Consider the following 18,000-nt stretch of genomic DNA (forward strand, 5'->3'; position numbering starts at 1 on the left):
AACATCATCAATCAAATCGGCGTTCTTGTTTCTGTGTTTCCCGGGATTCCGTGAAGAACCAAAAAAAAGGCCATCCGAGGATGGCCTTCAAAAAACTAGAGAGGTTTTTTACTTACACCGCCGCAACCGGGCGCATGTAAGAGATTGGTGCGGTGCTGGCGTCTTCGAACGTCACCACTTCCCAAGCGTCTGTCTGCTCAATCAACTTGCGCAGCAGCTGGTTGTTCAGTGCGTGGCCGGACTTGAAGCCCTTGAACTCACCAATCAGGCTGTTACCCAGCAGATACAGGTCGCCAATGGCATCGAGGATCTTGTGCTTCACGAATTCGTCTTCATAGCGAAGGCCGTCTTCGTTCAGTACGCCATCGGCATCGACCACGATTGCGTTTTCAACGCTGCCGCCGAGTGCGAGGTTGTGCTTGCGCAGGTACTCGATATCACTCATGAAACCAAAGGTACGGGCGCGGCTGACTTCTTTTACGAACGAAGTGCTGGAAAAATCCACGCTTGCACTTTGGGTGCGGTCCCGGAATACCGGGTGATCGAAATCGATCTCGAAGCTCACCTTGAACCCTTCGAAAGGGACGAAAGTGGCGCGCTTGTCGCCGTCTTCCACTGTCACTTCACGCAGGATGCGGATGAATTTCTTGGCGGCGTCCTGTTCTTCCAGGCCTGCCGATTGAATCAGGAATACGAAGGGTCCAGCGCTGCCATCCATGATCGGGACTTCGGACGCGGAGAGCTCGACGTAGGCGTTATCGATGCCCAGGCCAGCCATGGCCGAGAGCAAGTGCTCTACCGTGTCCACTTTCACGTCGCCGTTAATCAGCGTCGTCGACATAGTGGTTTCACCGACGTTTTCCGCGCGGGCAGGAATCTGCACCACAGGGTCGAGGTCAGCGCGACAAAACACAATGCCAGTGTCGACAGGCGCAGGCTTGAGGGTCAGATAGACCTTCTCACCGGAGTGCAGGCCTACACCTGTGGCACGGATAATATTTTTCAGTGTGCGTTGTTTAATCATGGCTTGGGCCGCTTCAGCGCAAATTGCGAACTGGTATCAACAAAGGCTGGCGATGATAGCAGACCATGCCTTTGCTGAACACCAATCACCTTCATAGCCCTGATACATTCCATCAATCGGCCTGACGACGCAGGAAAGCCGGGATGTCCAGGTAGTCCAGATCATCTTGCGGATTCATCTTCGCGGCAGCCGCAGCACCGGCCTGAGCCTGGTTGCGCATGACGGTCGGACGGTCCAGATCACGGTAGTTCACCGCTGGCGCTTCCTGACGGGCCGCAGCCGGTTGTTGCACCTGGGCAGAAGCCATAGAGGTGTGAACGGTGTTGTCGATGACCTTTACAGGCTTCTCGATTTTCGCGCCCAGACCGGTGGCAACCACAGTCACGTGCAGTTCGTCGCGCATGTCCGGATCGATAACGGTACCGACCTTGACCATCGCGTGCTCGGAAGCGAAGGCTTCGATGATGCTACCCACGTCGGAGTACTCACCCAGGGACAGGTCAGGACCGGCGGTGATGTTCACCAGGATGCCGCGTGCGCCTTGCAGGTTCACGTCTTCCAGCAGCGGGTTGCGGATCGCCGCTTCGGTGGCTTCACGTGCACGGTTCGGACCGCTGGCGCAGCCAGTGCCCATCATCGCCATGCCCATTTCGCTCATCACGGTACGCACGTCGGCGAAGTCGACGTTGATCATGCCCGGACGCTTGATGATGTCGGAGATACCGCGAACGGCACCGGCCAGTACATCGTCAGCCTTGGCGAAAGCCGACAAGAGGCTTGCGTCTTTACCGAGGATGGTCAGCAACTTCTCGTTAGGGATGGTGATCAACGAGTCGACGCTTTCCGAAAGCATGCGGATGCCTTCATCGGCGATCTGCATACGCTTGCGGCCTTCGAACGGGAACGGACGCGTTACTACCGCAACGGTCAGAATGCCCATTTCCTTGGCCACTTCGGCGATGATCGGCGCAGCACCGGTACCGGTACCGCCGCCCATGCCAGTGGTGATGAACACCATGTTGGTGCCCTGCAGGACTTCGGCAATGCGCTCACGGTCTTCGAGAGCGGCCTGACGACCTACTTCAGGGTTGGCGCCGGCGCCCAGACCTTTGGTCACGCCGGTGCCCAGTTGCAGAATGGTGCGCGCGCCGATGTTTTTCAGCGCTTGAGCATCAGTGTTGGCGCAGATGAACTCAACGCCTTCGATGTTGCTCTTGACCATGTGATTGACAGCGTTGCCGCCGCCACCGCCAACACCGATAACTTTGATTACCGGGCTTGCGGGGATGTTGTCTACGAGTTCGAACATTTTCCCTCTCCTTACATTCTCTAGTTTTTTCGCCTACTGCTGTTTGTTGCGGTGTTGCGGTAAAGCTTTAGAAGTTGCCTTGAACCCACTTCTTCAATCGGTCCAGCAACGGCGCCTGTGGCTCTTCGTTGCTGTAGCTGTCGCGGCTGCCGATGCCGGAGAACGAAACCCCGTCGGACTGCTTTTGCAGGCCGTACATCAACAAACCAACGCCAGTGGAATAAATCGGGTTGCGCACCACGTCATCCAGACCTTTCACGCCATGCGGTACGCCGAGGCGGACCGGCATGTGGAAGATTTCTTCGGCCAGTTCAGTGGCGCCTTCCATCTTCGACGTACCGCCGGTGAGGACGATGCCGGCCGGGATCAGGTCTTCGTAGCCGCTGCGACGCAGCTCGGCCTGGATCAGGGTGAACAGTTCGTCGTAACGCGGCTCGACCACTTCGGCCAGGGCCTGACGCGACAGTTCGCGCGGTGGACGATCGCCAACACTCGGCACCTTGATGGTTTCACCGGCACCGGCCAGTTTGGCCAGAGCGCAGGCGTAGCGGATCTTGATCTCTTCGGCGTACTGGGTCGGGGTGCGCAACGCCATGGCGATGTCGTTGGTCACCTGATCACCGGCAATCGGGATCACTGCGGTGTGGCGGATCGCGCCTTCAGTAAAGATCGCGATGTCAGTGGTGCCGCCGCCGATGTCGACCAGGCACACGCCGAGTTCTTTCTCGTCGTCGGTCAGCACCGAGTAGGCCGAGGCCAGTTGCTCGAGAATAATGTCGTCGATTTCCAGACCGCAGCGACGCACGCATTTTTCAATGTTCTGTGCGGCGTTGACGGCGCAGGTGACCACGTGAACCTTGGCTTCCAGACGTACGCCGGACATGCCCAGTGGTTCGCGAACGCCTTCCTGGTTATCGATCACGTAATCCTGCGGCAGGGTGTGCAGCACGCGCTGGTCAGCCGGGATCGCCACGGCCTGAGCGGCGTCAAGGACACGCTCAAGGTCAGCCGAGCTGACTTCACGATCGCGGATCGCGACGATGCCGTGGGAGTTCAGGCTGCGGATGTGATTGCCCGCCACGCCGACGAACGCCGAGTGAATGCGGCAGCCCGCCATCAGTTGGGCTTCTTCGATCGCGCGCTGGATCGATTGCACGGTGGACTCGATGTTGACCACCACGCCCTTCTTCAGGCCACGGGACGGATGGGTACCGATCCCGACGATTTCCAGCGAGCCGTCGTCGGAAACCTCGCCGACCAGCGCCACCACCTTGGAGGTGCCGATATCGAGACCGACGATCATTTTGCCGCTTTGCACGTTTGCCATGGGTCCTGCCTCTTCTTAATTCTTCGCGACAGCGGGTTGGGCTGTCGTCGGCGCTACAGGTTCCCGCCAGCCAACAGCGAGGCCGTTGGCGTAGCGCAGATCGATGCGCGCAATGTTCGTAATCTGGTCTTTAAGCGTCTTGTCATAGATGGCGATAAAGCGGCGCATCTTTTCCACCAGGTTGCCGCGTCCCAGCAGCAACTCGATGCCGGGGCCGGAACTGCCGGCACCGGTGGTCAGAAACCAACTCCCGCGTTCACGCAGTTCCAGGCGTGCAATCGAGAAGCCCAACGGCCGCAGCATCTGGCTCAGCACCTGATACTGCTGCATCACTTGCTGCTGGGCCCGTTGTGGACCGAACAGCTGTGGCAGATGTTCGTAGTTCGCCAGTTCCTTGGGCGTAAACGCCTGGCCCTGGTTGTTCAGCAACGACTCATCACCCCAACGCGCCACCGGCAGTTGCTCTTCGAGGCGGATCACCACCTGGTCCGGCCACACCCGACGTACTTCGGCGTGGGCGATCCACGGCATCTGCTCAAGCTCGGTACGCATACCGGCCAGGTCGATGGTGAAGAAGCTCGACGCCACGTACGGGGCGATCCGCTGCTGCACCGCTTGCTGGCTGATGTAGCTCAGGTCGCCCTGCACGGCGATCTTGGTGATCGGCCGGTCGGCGTACGGCAGCAAACGCGTCGCGCCTTCGTAAGTGCCAAAGCCCAGCACCACCAACAGCACTGGCCAGAACAGACTTTTCAGAAAGCTGAAATTGGCTTTCGGCAGGCGCGCGGACATCGGCTCTTTCGCCACCATTCGGCTGGCACCCCGAGGCACCGGCTTGCGGCCGGGTGCGGGAGGCTGATGTCGGAGCTGAGCGCCTTGCATCGTCTTAACCTCTAGCGTCTTCAACACTGGCGGCCAGAATGGCCAGAACCAGTTGCTGGAAATCCAGGCCAGCCGCACGGGCCGCCATCGGTACCAGACTGTGATCGGTCATGCCCGGTGCGGTGTTCACTTCCAGGAACCAGAACTGCCCGTCGGCGTCCTGCATCACGTCCGCCCTGCCCCAACCGGCAATACCCAGCGCCTCACAGGCCTTGGCCGTGAGATCCATGAGTTCCTGTTCCTTGGCGGCATCCAGCCCGCACGGAATGCGGTACTGGGTATCGTTGGCGATGTACTTGGCGTCGTAGTCGTAGAACGTGTGCGGTGTACCCAGGGCGATAGGAGGCAACACCTGGTCACGCAGGGTGGCGATGGTGAACTCCGGACCTTGAATCCATTGCTCAACCAAGACTTGCGAATCGTAGGTACTGGCCGCTTTCCATGCGTCGATCAACTCGGACGCAGAACTCACTTTGGCCATCCCGATACTTGAACCTTCATGCGCCGGTTTGACGATCAAAGGGAAGCCCAGTTCCGTCGCTGCCGAAATACAATCAGCTTCGCTGCACAGCACGGCGTGACGCGGCGTCGGAATCCCGAGGCTGTGCCAGACCTGCTTGGTGCGCAGTTTGTCCATCGCCAGTGCCGAAGCCAGAATGCCGCTGCCGGTGTACGGAATGCCCGCCACTTCGAGCAGGCCCTGCATGCTGCCGTCTTCACCGCCACGACCGTGAAGAATGATGAAGGCGCGGTCGATCTTCTCGCTGAGCAGACGTTGCAGAATATCGTCGCCAACGTCGATGCCGAACGCGTCCACGCCAGCACTTTGCAGCGCGTCGAGCACGGCGTTACCGGATTTCAGCGACACCTCACGCTCGGCACTCAGGCCACCGAAGAGCACGGCGACCCGGCCGAAGTCTTTCGGCGCGATGGTGGAGAACAGGTTGGCGTAGGCAGCAGTCATTTCAACTTCCCCTCGACCGACGCCGCCACGGCGCCAGCGAACAATTCACTTTTCAACAGCTTGGGCGCGAGACCACCGATATCACCGGCGCCCTGGCACAGCAGGATGTCGCCGGCACGCAGCAGCGGCTTGACCAGCGGCGCCAGATCGACGCCACGCTCGATGTAGATCGGGTCGAGCTGACCGCGCTGGCGGATGCTGTTGCACAGCTTGCGGCTGTCGGCACCCGGGATCGGCTCTTCGCCGGCCGGATAGACTTCCATCAGCAGCAGGACGTTGGCGTCGGCCAGTACATTGACGAAGTCGTCGTACAGGTCACGGGTGCGGCTATAACGGTGCGGCTGGTAAACCATCACCAGACGGCGCTCCGGCCAGCCACCGCGCACGGCTTTGATCACTGCGGCGACTTCGGTCGGGTGGTGACCGTAATCGTCGACCAGCATCACGTTGCCGCCATCCACCGGCAGTTCGCCGTAGACCTGGAAGCGCCGACCGACGCCCTGGAAGCCCGACAGGCCCTGGACGATGGCTTCATCGCTGACGCCTTCGTCAGTGGCGATGCAAATGGTCGCCAGCGAATTGAGTACGTTGTGGTTGCCGGGCATGTTCACCGACACGTCCAGCGGCTCGCGATCCGGACGCAGCACGGTGAAGAACGTCTGCATGCCTTGCTGGCGAATATTGATCGCGCGCACGTCAGCGTCTTCGCTGAAGCCGTAGGTCACGGTCGGACGTTTCACCAGCGGCAGGATTTCACGCACCACCGGATCGTCCAGGCACATCACTGCCAAACCGTAGAACGGCAGGTTGTGCAGGAACTCAACGAAGGTTTTCTTCAGCTTGTTGAAGTCACCGTCGTAGGTCGCCATGTGGTCGGCGTCGATGTTGGTAACCACGGCCACCAGCGGCTGCAGGTGCAGAAAACTCGCATCGCTTTCATCGGCTTCGGCGATCAGGTACCGGCTGGTGCCGAGCTGGGCATTGGTGCCCGCCGCATTCAGACGACCACCGATGACGAACGTCGGGTCCAGGCCACCGGCGGCGAACACCGAGGCGATCAGGCTGGTGGTGGTGGTTTTGCCGTGCGTACCGGCAACGGCGATGCCGTGGCGATAGCGCATCAGCTCGGCGAGCATCTCGGCACGCGGCACCACCGGGATACGACGCTCAAGCGCGTTCGCCACTTCCGGGTTAGAGGTGTTCACAGCGCTCGACACCACCAGCACATCGGCAGCAGCGGCGTTCTCGGCACGGTGACCAATGAAGATGTGCGCGCCGAAAGATTCCAGACGCTCGGTCACCGGCGACGCTTTCAGGTCGGAACCGGAGACTTCATAGCCGAGGTTCAACAACACTTCGGCGATGCCGCACATGCCCACACCGCCGATGCCGACGAAGTGGATGCGACGGATGCGGCGCATTTCCGGTTGTGGCATGGCTTTCTGATTCTCAACCATGTGCCACCTCCAGACAGGTATCGACCACGCTACGGGTGGCATCGGGTTTCGCCAGACGGCGGGCCGCTTGGGCCATATCTTCGAGTCGTTGCGGTTGCATCAAGACCTCTGTCAGGCGCGCGGCAAGGTCCGCGGCACCAGTCGTTCTTTGTGGCATCAGGAAGGCAGCGCCTTCACGGGCCAAATAATCGGCGTTGCGGGTCTGGTGATCGTCGATCGCGTGGGGCAAAGGCACCAGCATCGAGGGCAGACCGGCGGCGGCCAGCTCACTGATGGTCAACGCGCCTGCGCGGCACACCACCAGGTCAGCCCAGCCATAGGCTTGGGCCATGTCTTTGATGAACGGCTGCACCTGCGCATCCACGCCGGCGGCGCGGTAGCGCTCTGCAGTCACTTCATCGTGGTTTTTGCCGGCCTGATGAAACACTTCCGGGCGCAAATCGGCAGCGACTTGGGCCAGGGCTTCAGGCAGCAATTTGTTCAACGGTTCTGCGCCCAGACTTCCGCCAAGGATCAGCAAACGCGCTTTGCGGCCGGCCAGAGCAGGTCGCGATGTGTCGAGGAACAGCTCGCTGCGCACCGGGTTTCCGGTGGTACGGCGGGTGTCCGACAGAGTAAAGGTGTCGGGGAATGCTTCACACACCCGGGCGGCGAACGGCACCAGCAACCGATTGGCGGTGCCGGCCACAGCGTTCTGCTCGTGAACGATCACCGGCACACCGGCCAGTTTCGCGGCAAGACCACCGGGGCCAGTCACATAACCACCGAAGCCGACCACACACACTGGCTTCAAGCGACGAATGATTGCCCGCGCCTGCCATACCGATTTCAGCAGCATGAACGGCGCCTTGAGCAGCGACAGCTTGCCCTTGCCGCGCAGGCCGGTGGCGTTGATGCGGTGCAGTTCCAGCCCTGCGGCCGGGACCAGTTCGTTTTCAATTCCGCGTGGCGTGCCGAGCCAGTGCACGGTGTAGCCGCGCGCCTGAAACTCGCGAGCACAGGCCAGCGCCGGGAACACGTGGCCGCCGGTTCCGCCGGCCATGATCAATACGTTAGCGCCCATGATTCGGCTCCTCGGCGAAGTCGCTCTCATGGAATTCCATCTCTTCACTACCCAGGTGGGTTCGACTCTCCCACTCAATCCTCAATAACAAACCGAGGCAGGCACAGCAGATCACCAACGAGCTGCCGCCATAACTGAGGAACGGCAAGGTCAGACCTTTGGTTGGCAGCAGGCCGACGTTCACCCCGATGTTGATCAGGAACTGACCAATCCACAGGAACGACAGGCCGTAGGCCACATAAGCGGCAAAGAACTGCTTGGCTTTCTCGGCCCACAAGCCGATGTACATGCCGCGAATACACACGAACACGAACAGCGCGACGGTGCACAGCGAACCCACCGCGCCGAGTTCTTCAGCCAATACCGAGAACACGAAGTCGGTGTGCGCTTCCGGCAGGTAGAACTGCTTCTGCACGCTGTTGCCCAGACCGACGCCCAGCCATTCACCGCGACCGAAGGCGATCAAGGCTTGCGACAACTGATAGCCGGCGCCGAACTGGTCAGCCCACGGGTCGGCGAAGTTGGTCAGACGCGCCATACGATACGGCTGCATTTGAATCAGCAAGACCACGGCCCCGACCGCCAACACCACCATCAGCGAGAAGCGGAACAGCCCGACCCCGCCGAGGAATAGCATCGCTGCCGCTGCGCCCATCATTACCACGGTGGCACCGAAGTCCGGTTCCATCAGCAGCAGGCCGGCCATCGGCAGCAACACGATGAATGGCTTGAAGAAGCCCATCCAGCTTTCGCGCACTTCCTTCTGACGCCGCACCAGATAACCGGCGAGGTAGATCACCACGAACACTTTGGCGATTTCCGACGGCTGCACGTTGAAGAAGCTGAAACCGATCCAGCGCATCGAACCGTTCACTTCGCGACCGATGCCGGGGATGATCACCATCACCAGCAAGCCGAATGCACCAATCAGCATCAACCAGCCGAGACGTTGCCAGGTGGCGATCGGAATCATCATGGTGACGATGCACGCGCCCAATCCGAGCACCACATAAATAAGGTGGCGGATCATGTAATACAGCGGACTGCCGGACTGCGCGGCGGCCACTTCGGTGGACGCCGAGGCAATCATGATCAAACCGAGACCGAGCAAAGCCAGGCAACCGGCGAGCATTGGAAAATCGAGGTCGATACCGCGCCCGGTAATAATCGGCGACGGGTACGGCTTGATGATATTGAACAGACTCATGCCAGTTCCTCCACAGCGCGGACGAACTGGTGACCACGGTCTTCATAGTTCTTGAACATGTCGAAACTGGCGCAGGCCGGCGACAACAGCACAACGTCACCCGGTTGGGCGGCGGCGCGGCATTGCGCGACGGCGTCAACCAGCGAGGTCGCGCGAATCAGTGGCACGGCATCACCGATGGCTTCACCGATCTTGTCGGAGTCGCGGCCCATCAGGATCACGGCACGGCAGTTGACCGCTACCGGATCACGCAGATCGTTGAATTCGGCACCCTTGCCATCGCCACCGGCGATCAGGATGACCTTGCCGTCGATGTCCGCGCCCAAGCCTTCGATGGCGGCCAGTGCAGCGCCAACGTTGGTCGCTTTGGAATCGTTGTAATACGCCACGCCGTCGAGATCACGTACCCATTGGCAGCGATGTTCGAGGCCGGCAAAGGTGCGCAGGGCCGAGAGCATCGCATCGAACGGCAGGCCGACGGCATGACCGAGCGCCAGCGCCGCGAGGGCATTGGACTGGTTGTGCGCGCCGCGAATTTTCAGTTCACGCACCGGCATCAGGTTCTGGAATTCGAAGGCCAGATACTTCTCGCCATCTTCTTCGCGGATACCGAAGGCTTTGAAATCCGGTTTGGTCAGACCGAAGGTCCAGCACGGCTGGCCCTCGCCCATCAACGGACGGGTCAGCGCATCCTGACGGTTGACCACAAACTGCTTCGCGCCACGGAAGATCCGGTGCTTGGCCAGGTGGTACGCCGGCAGGCCGCTGTAGCGATCCATGTGGTCTTCGCTGATGTTCAGCACAGTGGCCACTTCAGCGTTGAGCTGGTCGGTAGTTTCCAGCTGGAAGCTCGACAGTTCCATGACGTACAGCTCGACGTCGTCGCTGAGCAGATCCAGCGCCGGAGTGCCAAGGTTACCGCCGACGGCAACGCGCTTGCCGGCCGCAGCCGCCATCTCGCCGACCAGGGTGGTGACGGTACTTTTCGCGTTGGAACCGCTGATGGCCACGATCGGCGCCCGCGCGTTACGCGCGAACAGCTCGATGTCGCCGGACAGTTTCACGCCACGGGCCGCAGCGGCTTGCAGGGCCGGGGTCGCCAGCGCCAGGCCGGGGCTCACGTAGAGCTCGTCGGCACGGCAGAGGAATTCGACGTCCAGCTCGCCACAACGCACTTCCACGTGCGGATAGTCACGCTTGAGCGTGGCCAGTTCCGGTGGATTTTCCCGCGTATCGGCGACGGCAAACGACGTGCCCCGGTTCGCCAGGAAGCGAACCAGGGACATGCCGCTCTTGCCGAGGCCGACAACGATGCGGAAGTGGTCAGAAGCGATCAGAGACACTCGTTCTACCTCAGCTTCAGGGTGGCAAGGCCGATCAGCACGAGAATCACGGTGATGATCCAGAAACGGACGATCACGCGCGGCTCGGGCCAGCCCTTGAGTTCAAAATGGTGGTGAATCGGTGCCATGCGGAACACACGGCGACCGGTCAGCTTAAAGGACGCAACCTGAATGACGACTGACAGGGTTTCCATCACGAACACGCCGCCCATGATGAACAGGACGATTTCCTGACGGACGATCACCGCGATGGTGCCCAGTGCCGCGCCGAGTGCCAGTGCACCGACGTCGCCCATGAACACTTGCGCCGGATAGGTGTTGAACCACAGGAAACCGAGACCGGCACCGATCAGCGCGCCGCAGAACACGATCAGTTCGCCCGCGCCCGGCACGTAGGGAATCAGCAGGTATTCAGCGAATTTCACGTTACCCGACAGGTAGCAGAAGATGCCGAGGCCACCGCCGACCATCACGGTTGGCATGATCGCCAGACCGTCGAGGCCGTCAGTCAGGTTGACTGCGTTGCTCGAACCGACGATCACGAAGTAAGTCAGCACGATGAAACCGAGGCCCAGCGGAATGCTGTAGTCCTTGAGCATCGGCAGGATCAGCGTGGTTTCCACCGGCGTGGAGGCGGTCATATAAAGGAAAATCGCCGCGCCGAGGCCGAACACCGACTGCCAGAAATACTTCCAGCGGCTCGGCAAGCCACGGGAGTTCTTCTCGATGACCTTGCGGTAATCGTCGACCCAACCGATGGCGCCGAACAGCAGAGTCACCAGCAAAACAGTCCAGACGTAGCGGTTGCTCAGGTCAGCCCAAAGCAGAGTGCTGACGCCGATCGAAGACAGAATCAGCGCGCCGCCCATGGTCGGGGTGCCCGACTTGGACAGGTGCGATTGCGGACCGTCGTTACGCACGGATTGACCGATCTGACGGTTCTGCAGGGTGCGGATCATCCACGGGCCATAGCACAGCGACAAAACCAGCGCGGTCAGCACACCGAGGATCCCGCGCAGGGTCAGGTACTGAAAGACCGCGAAGCCTTTGTAGAACTGTTGCAGATACTCCGCTAGCAGCAGCAGCATTAATGTTTCTCCAGACTGGACCCGCACAGAGCCGCAACGATGTTTTCCATCGCTGCACTGCGCGAACCCTTGATCAAAATGGTGGTGTTTGTGTCCTGCTCGGCGTCGAGGGCCTGAATCAGTTCGGCTTGCGTGCCGAAGTGATGCGCCTGTTCACCGAAAGCGTTTACGGCGTGAACCATGTTTGGCCCAACGGCATAAAGCGCGGAAACCTTGCCCCGGGCGTACTCGCCCACGTCGCGGTGCCCCTGCTCCGCCCAATCGCCCAACTCGCCGATATCTCCGAGCACCAGGACGGTGCGGCCGGAAAAGCCGGCGAGTATATCAACGGCCGCGCACATCGAGGTGGGGTTTGCGTTGTAAGTGTCATCGATCACGCGCATACCGTTTCTCGCCAGTTGCGCGACGGTGCGACCCTTGACCGGTTGCACGGCGCCAAGCCCGGTAGCGATGCCGAACAGCGACACGCCCAAGGCGTGAGCGGCAGCGGCGGCGGCCATGGAATTGGCGACGTTGTGGGTGCCGAGCAGGTTCAGTTGAACGCGCTCGACACCTTCAGGTGTGTGCAGATTGAAGGCCGGGCAACCACGAGCATCGGTGCTCAGGTCGCTGGCGTAGAAGTCCGCCTGAGTGTTGCTCAGGGCGAAAGTCAGCACCTTGCGAGCGCCCGCACGGGTCTTCCAGATACCGAAGGCCTTGTCATCGAGGTTGAGCACGGCGACGCCGTCGGCCGCCAGCCCGTCGATGATTTCGCCTTTGGCTTCGACGATTTTTTCCGGCCCGCCAAACTCACCGACGTGCGCGGTGCCGGCATTGTTGAGGATCGCCACGTGCGGCTTGGTCAGGCCAACGGTGTAAGCGATCTCACCCAGACGCGAGGCGCCCAGTTCGATCACCGCCGAAGTGTGTTCCGGGGCCAATTCGAGCAGGGTCAGCGGCGCGCCGAGGTCGTTGTTCAGATTGCCACGGGTCGCCAGCACCGGACCGCGCGTGCGCAGGATGCTCGCGAGCATTTCCTTGACCGTGGTCTTGCCGCTGGAGCCAGTGATGGCAGCGACTGGCTGAGTGAACGCGGCACGGTTCAAGGCACCCAATTGGCCGAGGGCCTGACGGGTGTCTTTGACCAGCAGTTGCGGCAGCGTGCTGTCGGCGACTTCACGCTCGACCAGCGCGGCAACGGCGCCTTTGCCAGCGACATCATTCAGATAGTCATGACCATCGAAACGCGGGCCGGTCAGCGCAATAAACAGTTGGCCGGGCTGGATCGCACGGCTGTCGATGCTGACGCCGTCGAAACTGGCATCGGCGGCGATCAAACGGGCGTCGAGCGCGTTGGTCAGTTCGCTGAGTTTGAGGGCCTTAAGCATGGGCCACCTCCCAAGCGGTCAGGGCGTGATCGGCCTCGACCAGATCAGAGAAGGCATGACGCACGCCGTTGATTTCCTGATAGTCCTCGTGACCTTTACCGGCCAGGACAATCACGTCTTCGGCGGACGCGCCAGCGACCAGTTGCGCAATCGCCTGACCACGGCCCGCAACGAAGGTGACTTTATCCACAGCCGTGAAACCGGCGCGGATGTCATCGAAAATCACTGCCGGATCTTCAGTGCGCGGGTTGTCGTCGGTGACCAGCACCTGATCGGCCAGACGCTCGACCACTTCGGCCATCAATGGACGCTTGCCGCGATCACGGTCACCGCCGCAGCCGAACAGGCACAGCAGCTGACCTTTGACGTGCGGGCGCAACGCGGTCAGGACTTTTTCCAGCGCGTCTGGGGTGTGCGCGTAATCGACCACCACCAACGGCTGAGTGCCACCACCAAGACGCTGCATGCGCCCGGCCGGGCCTTCGAGTTTCGGCAGTACTTTGAGAATTTCGTCGAGCGCGTAATCCAGACCGAGCAAGGCACCGACTGCTGCCAGTACGTTGCTCAGGTTGAAACGACCGAGCAAGGTGCTGCGCAGATGATGTTCGCCCTGCGGCGTAACCAGCGTGGCGCGCACGCCGTGGTCGTCGAACTGTGCTTCGCGGCAGAACAGGTAAGCGCTGCTGTCGAGCAGGCTGTAGGTGATCAAGCGCGATTCACGTTTTTCAGCGGCCAGTTGCCGGCCGAAATCGTCGTCGAGGTTGACCACGCGGCACTTCAGATCATTCCAGGCGAACAGCTTGGCCTTGGCCTCGGCGTACGCCTCCATGCTGCCGTGATAATCCAGATGATCGCGGGACAGGTTGGTCATCACCGCAACGTCGAACGCCAGCGCCGTCACGCGGCCCTGATCCAGACCGTGGGACGAGACTTCCATGGCCACGGCTTTGGCGCCGGCCTTTTTCAGGTCGCCCAGGGTCGCTTGCACGGCGATCGGATTCGGCGTGGTGTGCAGACCGCTTTCCAGGGCGCCATAGAAGCCGGAACCCAAGGTCCCGACGATGCCGCAATGCTGGCCGAGCAGATCCAGCGCCTGCGCGACCAATTGGGTCACGCTGGTTTTACCATTGGTGCCGGTCACGCCAATCAGGTTCAGGTGATGACTTGGCTCACCGTAAAAACGCCCAGCGATGTCCGACAGCTGCGCTGCCAGGCCTTTGACCGGAATCAGCGGCACGTCGGTGATCGGCAGCACGGTGGCGCCTTCCACTTCATACGCCACCGCTGCCGCGCCACGTTGCAAGGCATCGGCAATGTGTGCACGGCCATCGAATTTGCCGCCGGGCACGGCGAGGAACAAATCGCCCGCGCGTACGTTGCGGCTGTCCAGCGCCAATTCACGGATCAACAGATCGTGGCCGGCGTGGGGGAATATCTTGTTCAGACTTAATGACATCAGCCGCGCCCTCCATTGGCTTTCAGCGGAACGACCGGGGTAGCGTTGGCTTGTTGCGTCGTCGGCAGGTTGTCCGGCGTTACGTTCATCAGGCGCAGGGTGCCGGACATCACACGGCTGAACACCGGTGCGGAAACCAGACCACCGAAGTAACCGGCCTTGGACGGCTCATCGATCACCACAACAATCGCGTATCGCGGATCGCTCATAGGACCGAAACCGGCGAACAGCGAGCGATAAGAGTTTTCCGCGTAGCCCTTGGTGCCCACCGAAGTCTTACGCGCAGTACCCGACTTGCCCGCCACGTGATACGCCGGCACCTGAGCACGGAACACGCCGCGCGGCGCTTCGATCACCTGGGTGAGCATGCCTTGCAAGGTTTTCGCCACGGCTTCCGGCAGCACTTGCGTGGTCTGCGGCGGCTTGTCGGTTTTGATCAGGGTCAGCGGTGCGAGACGACCGTTGTTGGCCAGTGCCGAGAACGCGTGGACGAGTTGAATCGCGGTCACGGAAATACCGTAGCCGTAAGAAAGCGTTGCGGTTTCAGCCTTGCGCCAATCGCGGTAGTTCGGCAGGTTGCCGACACGTTCGCCCGGGAAGCCAAGGCCGGTGTCCTGGCCGAGACCGACTTTCTGCGCGAGGCGGAAAATCGTTTCGCCGCCGATATCGAACGCGACCTTACTCATGCCGACGTTACTGGAATTGATCAGGATGCCGGTCAGGTCGAGCACCGGACCTTCGCTCTTGGAGACGTCCTTGATCGTGTACTTGCCGATCTGCAGGGAGCCCGGATACACCTCGACGGTGTCGCTCGGTTTCCAGCGGCCGGTTTCGATTGCGGCGGCCATCGAGATGGCTTTCATGGTCGAACCCGGTTCGAACACGTCGATCATCGCGCGGTTACGCATCATTGCCGGCTGCAGATTGCGGCGGTTGTTCGGGTTGTAGGTCGGCTGGTTGACCATGGCGAGAATCTCGCCGGTCTTGACGTCCATGATCACCAAGCTGCCGGCCTTCGCGCCGTTCTCAATGATCGCGTTGCGCAGTTCGCGGTTGGCCAGATATTGCAGACGCAGGTCAATGGACAACGCCAAGGGCTTGCCGGCCTTGGCGTTTTTGGTGACCTGAACATCCTTGATCAGCCTACCGCGCCGATCCTTGATGACTTGTCGTTTGCCCGGCACCCCGGCGAGCCATTCGTCATAAGCCAGCTCGACACCTTCACGACCGTGGTCATCGATGTCGGTAAAACCGACCATGTGCGCGGTGACTTCACCGGCCGGGTAGAACCGGCGGAATTCTTCGATGCCGTAGACGCCAGGGACTTTCAGATCGAGCACAGCCTGGCCTTGCTCGGGGGTCAGCCCGCGCACCAGATAAATGAATTCTTTGTTGGCCTGGGCTTCGAGGCGTTCGGTCAGGGCTTTCGGATCCTGACCCAGCGCGGCAGCAAGTGCCGGCCACTTCTCTTTGGCCGTTTGCATTTCCTTGGCGTTGGCCCACAGCGTAGTCACCGGGGTACTCACGGCCAACGGCTCGCCGTTACGGTCGGTGATCAGACCACGGTGAGCCGGAATCGGAATGTGACGCAGACTGCGCGCGTCGCCCTGACCTTTGAGGAAGTCACGGTCAACCACTTGCAAGTCGATGATGCGCCAGCAGATCGCCGCGACCATCACGCCGAGCAGCGCCACCATCAGACGGAAGCGCCATGGGAAGAGTGCGCCTTCGAGTTTCATCATGGCGCCACCATCTTCACGTCAGCCGCGCCCGGAATGTGCATTTTCAGTTGTTCGGTGGCCAGCACCTCGATGCGGCTGTGCGCGGTCCAGGTGCTCTGCTCGAGAATCAGACGACCCCACTCGGCCTGCGCCTTGTCGCGCACGCTGAGTTCGTTATAAAGGGTGTTGAGCAACTGCCGGTTCCAGTGCGCGCTGTACGACACGGCGATGGCCGAGACGAGCACGCCGATAAACAGCAGCAGCATCAGAAAGCTGCCGCCGGGCAGTGGCTTGGCGAAAAGCTTGCTCACCGCAGCTTCTCCGCGACGCGCATGACGGCGCTACGGGAACGTGGGTTGGCTTTGAGTTCGGCGTCGGAGGCCGTCTGCGCTTTGCCATGGACTTTGATTTTCGGTTCGAACGCGACATGGCGAACCGGCAGGTTGCGCGGCAGGTTGTCGGCTTCGCCTTTCACCAGCTTGCGCATGAACAGTTTGACGATACGGTCTTCCAGCGAGTGGAAGCTGATCACGACCAGACGGCCGCCGATTTCCAGCGCGTCCAGCGCGGCTTCGAGGCCGGTTTCCAGATCACCCAGTTCGTTGTTGACGTGAATGCGCAAACCCTGGAATGCCCGGGTGGCCGGGTTCTTGCCCTTTTCCCATGCCGGGTTGGCGACTTTCAATACTTCGGCCAGATCGGCAGTGCGCTCGAACGGCTTGATATCGCGACGCTCGGCGACGGCGCGGGCCATACGACCGGAGAAACGTTCTTCGCCGTATTCCTTGAACACCCGGGCGATTTCCTCAGCCGGCGCGGTGTTGACGAATTCGGCAGCGCTGATGCCACGGGACGGGTCCATGCGCATGTCGAGCGGGCCGTCATTGAGGAAACTGAAGCCGCGCTCAGCGTCGTCGAGCTGCGGCGAAGACACGCCGAGGTCAAGCAGAATGCCGCTGACCTTGCCGGCCAGACCTTGCTCGGCAACCACCGAACCCAGTTCGGCAAAGCTGCGCTGCACAACGACAAAGCGGCCGTCTTCGGCCGCTAGCGTTTGCCCGGTGGCAATCGCTTGTGGATCTTTGTCGAATCCGATGAGCCGGCCGTCCGTGCCGAGCTGGCTGAGGATCAACCGGCTGTGTCCGCCGCGCCCGAACGTGCCGTCCAGATAGCAGCCATCAGGACGTACGGCGAGAGCCTCGACGGCTTCGTCAAGCAGTACGGTGATGTGGTTAAAGCCGCTATCAATAGTCACAGGATCAAATCACGCAGTTCATCAGGCATCGCGCCCGGTTGTTGAATAGCAGCAAGGTCAGCGGCAGATACCGCATTCCATGCATCCTCGTCCCACAATTGGAACTTGTTCAGTTGGCCTACCAGCATCGCGCGCTTATCGAGCTTGGCGTATTCGCGCAGACGCGGTGGAACCAGAAAACGACCGCTGCCATCGAGTTCGAGGTCGACGGCATTACCAATCAGCAAACGTTGCAGGCGACGGTTCTCTTCGCGAAGCGAAGGAAGCGCGCGCAACTTGGTTTCAATAATTTCCCACTCGTCGAGCGGATAGACACACAAACACGGATCAACGGCATCAATGGTCACGATCAATTGGCCAGAACTACGCGAATCGAGCTCGTCACGGTACCGGCTCGGCATGGCGAGACGGCCCTTTGCATCGAGACTGATAGCGTTAGCTCCGCGAAACACGTCTGCGTTTCTCCAATTTTTATCGTTTTGAGCTCAAAAAACCCACTTCATGCCACTTTCCGCCACTTGCGCACACTATAGGAAT

Annotated in this window: 16 protein-coding genes; all 16 read right to left on the bottom strand. The window is 60.8% G+C overall.

Annotation, left to right across the window (positions count from 1 at the left end):
• Positions 1-112: 112 nt before the first annotated feature.
• The 16 genes from lpxC to mraZ all read right to left on the bottom strand — a co-directional run bounded on the left by lpxC (position 113) and on the right by mraZ (position 17,915).
• On the bottom strand, positions 113-1,024 hold the full coding sequence (gene lpxC, locus AC0ZWN_RS26865) for a UDP-3-O-acyl-N-acetylglucosamine deacetylase (RefSeq protein WP_007916984.1): 912 nt from the start codon (positions 1,022-1,024) through the stop codon (positions 113-115).
• 112 nt (positions 1,025-1,136) lie between these two features.
• Positions 1,137-2,333: a cell division protein FtsZ gene (gene ftsZ / locus AC0ZWN_RS26870; protein WP_007916986.1), complete on the bottom strand. Its 1,197-nt coding sequence runs from the start codon at positions 2,331-2,333 to the stop codon at positions 1,137-1,139.
• A 67-nt stretch (positions 2,334-2,400) separates the two neighbouring features.
• Positions 2,401-3,660 (bottom strand): cell division protein FtsA, encoded by a 1,260-nt coding sequence (gene ftsA / locus AC0ZWN_RS26875; RefSeq protein WP_007916987.1) that lies wholly within the window; start codon positions 3,658-3,660, stop codon positions 2,401-2,403.
• Between the two features lie 15 nt (positions 3,661-3,675).
• Positions 3,676-4,542 (bottom strand): cell division protein FtsQ/DivIB, encoded by an 867-nt coding sequence (locus AC0ZWN_RS26880; RefSeq protein ID WP_007916989.1) that lies wholly within the window; start codon positions 4,540-4,542, stop codon positions 3,676-3,678.
• Between the two features lie 4 nt (positions 4,543-4,546).
• A complete protein-coding gene (locus AC0ZWN_RS26885) occupies positions 4,547-5,506 on the bottom strand; it encodes a D-alanine--D-alanine ligase (RefSeq protein ID WP_095123205.1) in 960 nt (319 codons plus the stop codon).
• The gene (gene murC, locus AC0ZWN_RS26890) at positions 5,503-6,963 is read right to left on the bottom strand and encodes a UDP-N-acetylmuramate--L-alanine ligase (RefSeq protein ID WP_016987574.1); all 1,461 of its coding nucleotides are present in this window, start codon (positions 6,961-6,963) and stop codon (positions 5,503-5,505) included. Before murC ends, AC0ZWN_RS26885 begins: the two co-directional genes overlap by 4 nt.
• Positions 6,956-8,026 (bottom strand): undecaprenyldiphospho-muramoylpentapeptide beta-N-acetylglucosaminyltransferase, encoded by a 1,071-nt coding sequence (murG, locus tag AC0ZWN_RS26895; protein WP_064392864.1) that lies wholly within the window; start codon positions 8,024-8,026, stop codon positions 6,956-6,958. The genes murC and murG overlap by 8 nt, the downstream gene beginning before the upstream one ends.
• Positions 8,016-9,233, bottom strand: coding sequence for a putative lipid II flippase FtsW (gene ftsW / locus AC0ZWN_RS26900; protein ID WP_016987575.1), 1,218 nt, complete (start codon positions 9,231-9,233; stop codon positions 8,016-8,018). Before ftsW ends, murG begins: the two co-directional genes overlap by 11 nt.
• Positions 9,230-10,576 (bottom strand): UDP-N-acetylmuramoyl-L-alanine--D-glutamate ligase, encoded by a 1,347-nt coding sequence (gene murD / locus AC0ZWN_RS26905; RefSeq protein ID WP_476337398.1) that lies wholly within the window; start codon positions 10,574-10,576, stop codon positions 9,230-9,232. Before murD ends, ftsW begins: the two co-directional genes overlap by 4 nt.
• Before the next feature lie 5 nt (positions 10,577-10,581).
• A complete protein-coding gene (gene mraY, locus AC0ZWN_RS26910; RefSeq protein ID WP_007917000.1) occupies positions 10,582-11,664 on the bottom strand; it encodes a phospho-N-acetylmuramoyl-pentapeptide-transferase in 1,083 nt (360 codons plus the stop codon).
• Positions 11,664-13,031 carry a UDP-N-acetylmuramoyl-tripeptide--D-alanyl-D-alanine ligase gene (locus tag AC0ZWN_RS26915; RefSeq protein WP_476337400.1) on the bottom strand — a complete coding sequence of 456 codons (1,368 nt, stop codon included), beginning with the start codon at positions 13,029-13,031 and terminating at the stop codon, positions 11,664-11,666. The genes mraY and AC0ZWN_RS26915 overlap by 1 nt, the downstream gene beginning before the upstream one ends.
• Positions 13,024-14,487: a UDP-N-acetylmuramoyl-L-alanyl-D-glutamate--2,6-diaminopimelate ligase gene (locus tag AC0ZWN_RS26920; protein WP_127929712.1), complete on the bottom strand. Its 1,464-nt coding sequence runs from the start codon at positions 14,485-14,487 to the stop codon at positions 13,024-13,026. Before AC0ZWN_RS26920 ends, AC0ZWN_RS26915 begins: the two co-directional genes overlap by 8 nt.
• Positions 14,487-16,226: a peptidoglycan D,D-transpeptidase FtsI family protein gene (locus tag AC0ZWN_RS26925; RefSeq protein WP_191625156.1), complete on the bottom strand. Its 1,740-nt coding sequence runs from the start codon at positions 16,224-16,226 to the stop codon at positions 14,487-14,489. Before AC0ZWN_RS26925 ends, AC0ZWN_RS26920 begins: the two co-directional genes overlap by 1 nt.
• Positions 16,226-16,519, bottom strand: coding sequence for a cell division protein FtsL (gene ftsL, locus AC0ZWN_RS26930; protein WP_007917008.1), 294 nt, complete (start codon positions 16,517-16,519; stop codon positions 16,226-16,228). Before ftsL ends, AC0ZWN_RS26925 begins: the two co-directional genes overlap by 1 nt.
• The gene (gene rsmH / locus AC0ZWN_RS26935; RefSeq protein WP_449123688.1) at positions 16,516-17,463 is read right to left on the bottom strand and encodes a 16S rRNA (cytosine(1402)-N(4))-methyltransferase RsmH; all 948 of its coding nucleotides are present in this window, start codon (positions 17,461-17,463) and stop codon (positions 16,516-16,518) included. Before rsmH ends, ftsL begins: the two co-directional genes overlap by 4 nt.
• A complete protein-coding gene (mraZ, locus tag AC0ZWN_RS26940; protein WP_007917012.1) occupies positions 17,460-17,915 on the bottom strand; it encodes a division/cell wall cluster transcriptional repressor MraZ in 456 nt (151 codons plus the stop codon). Before mraZ ends, rsmH begins: the two co-directional genes overlap by 4 nt.
• Between the last annotated feature and the right edge of the window lie 85 nt (positions 17,916-18,000).

This window comes from Pseudomonas sp. 3B-A001-10F (assembly GCF_056313565.1).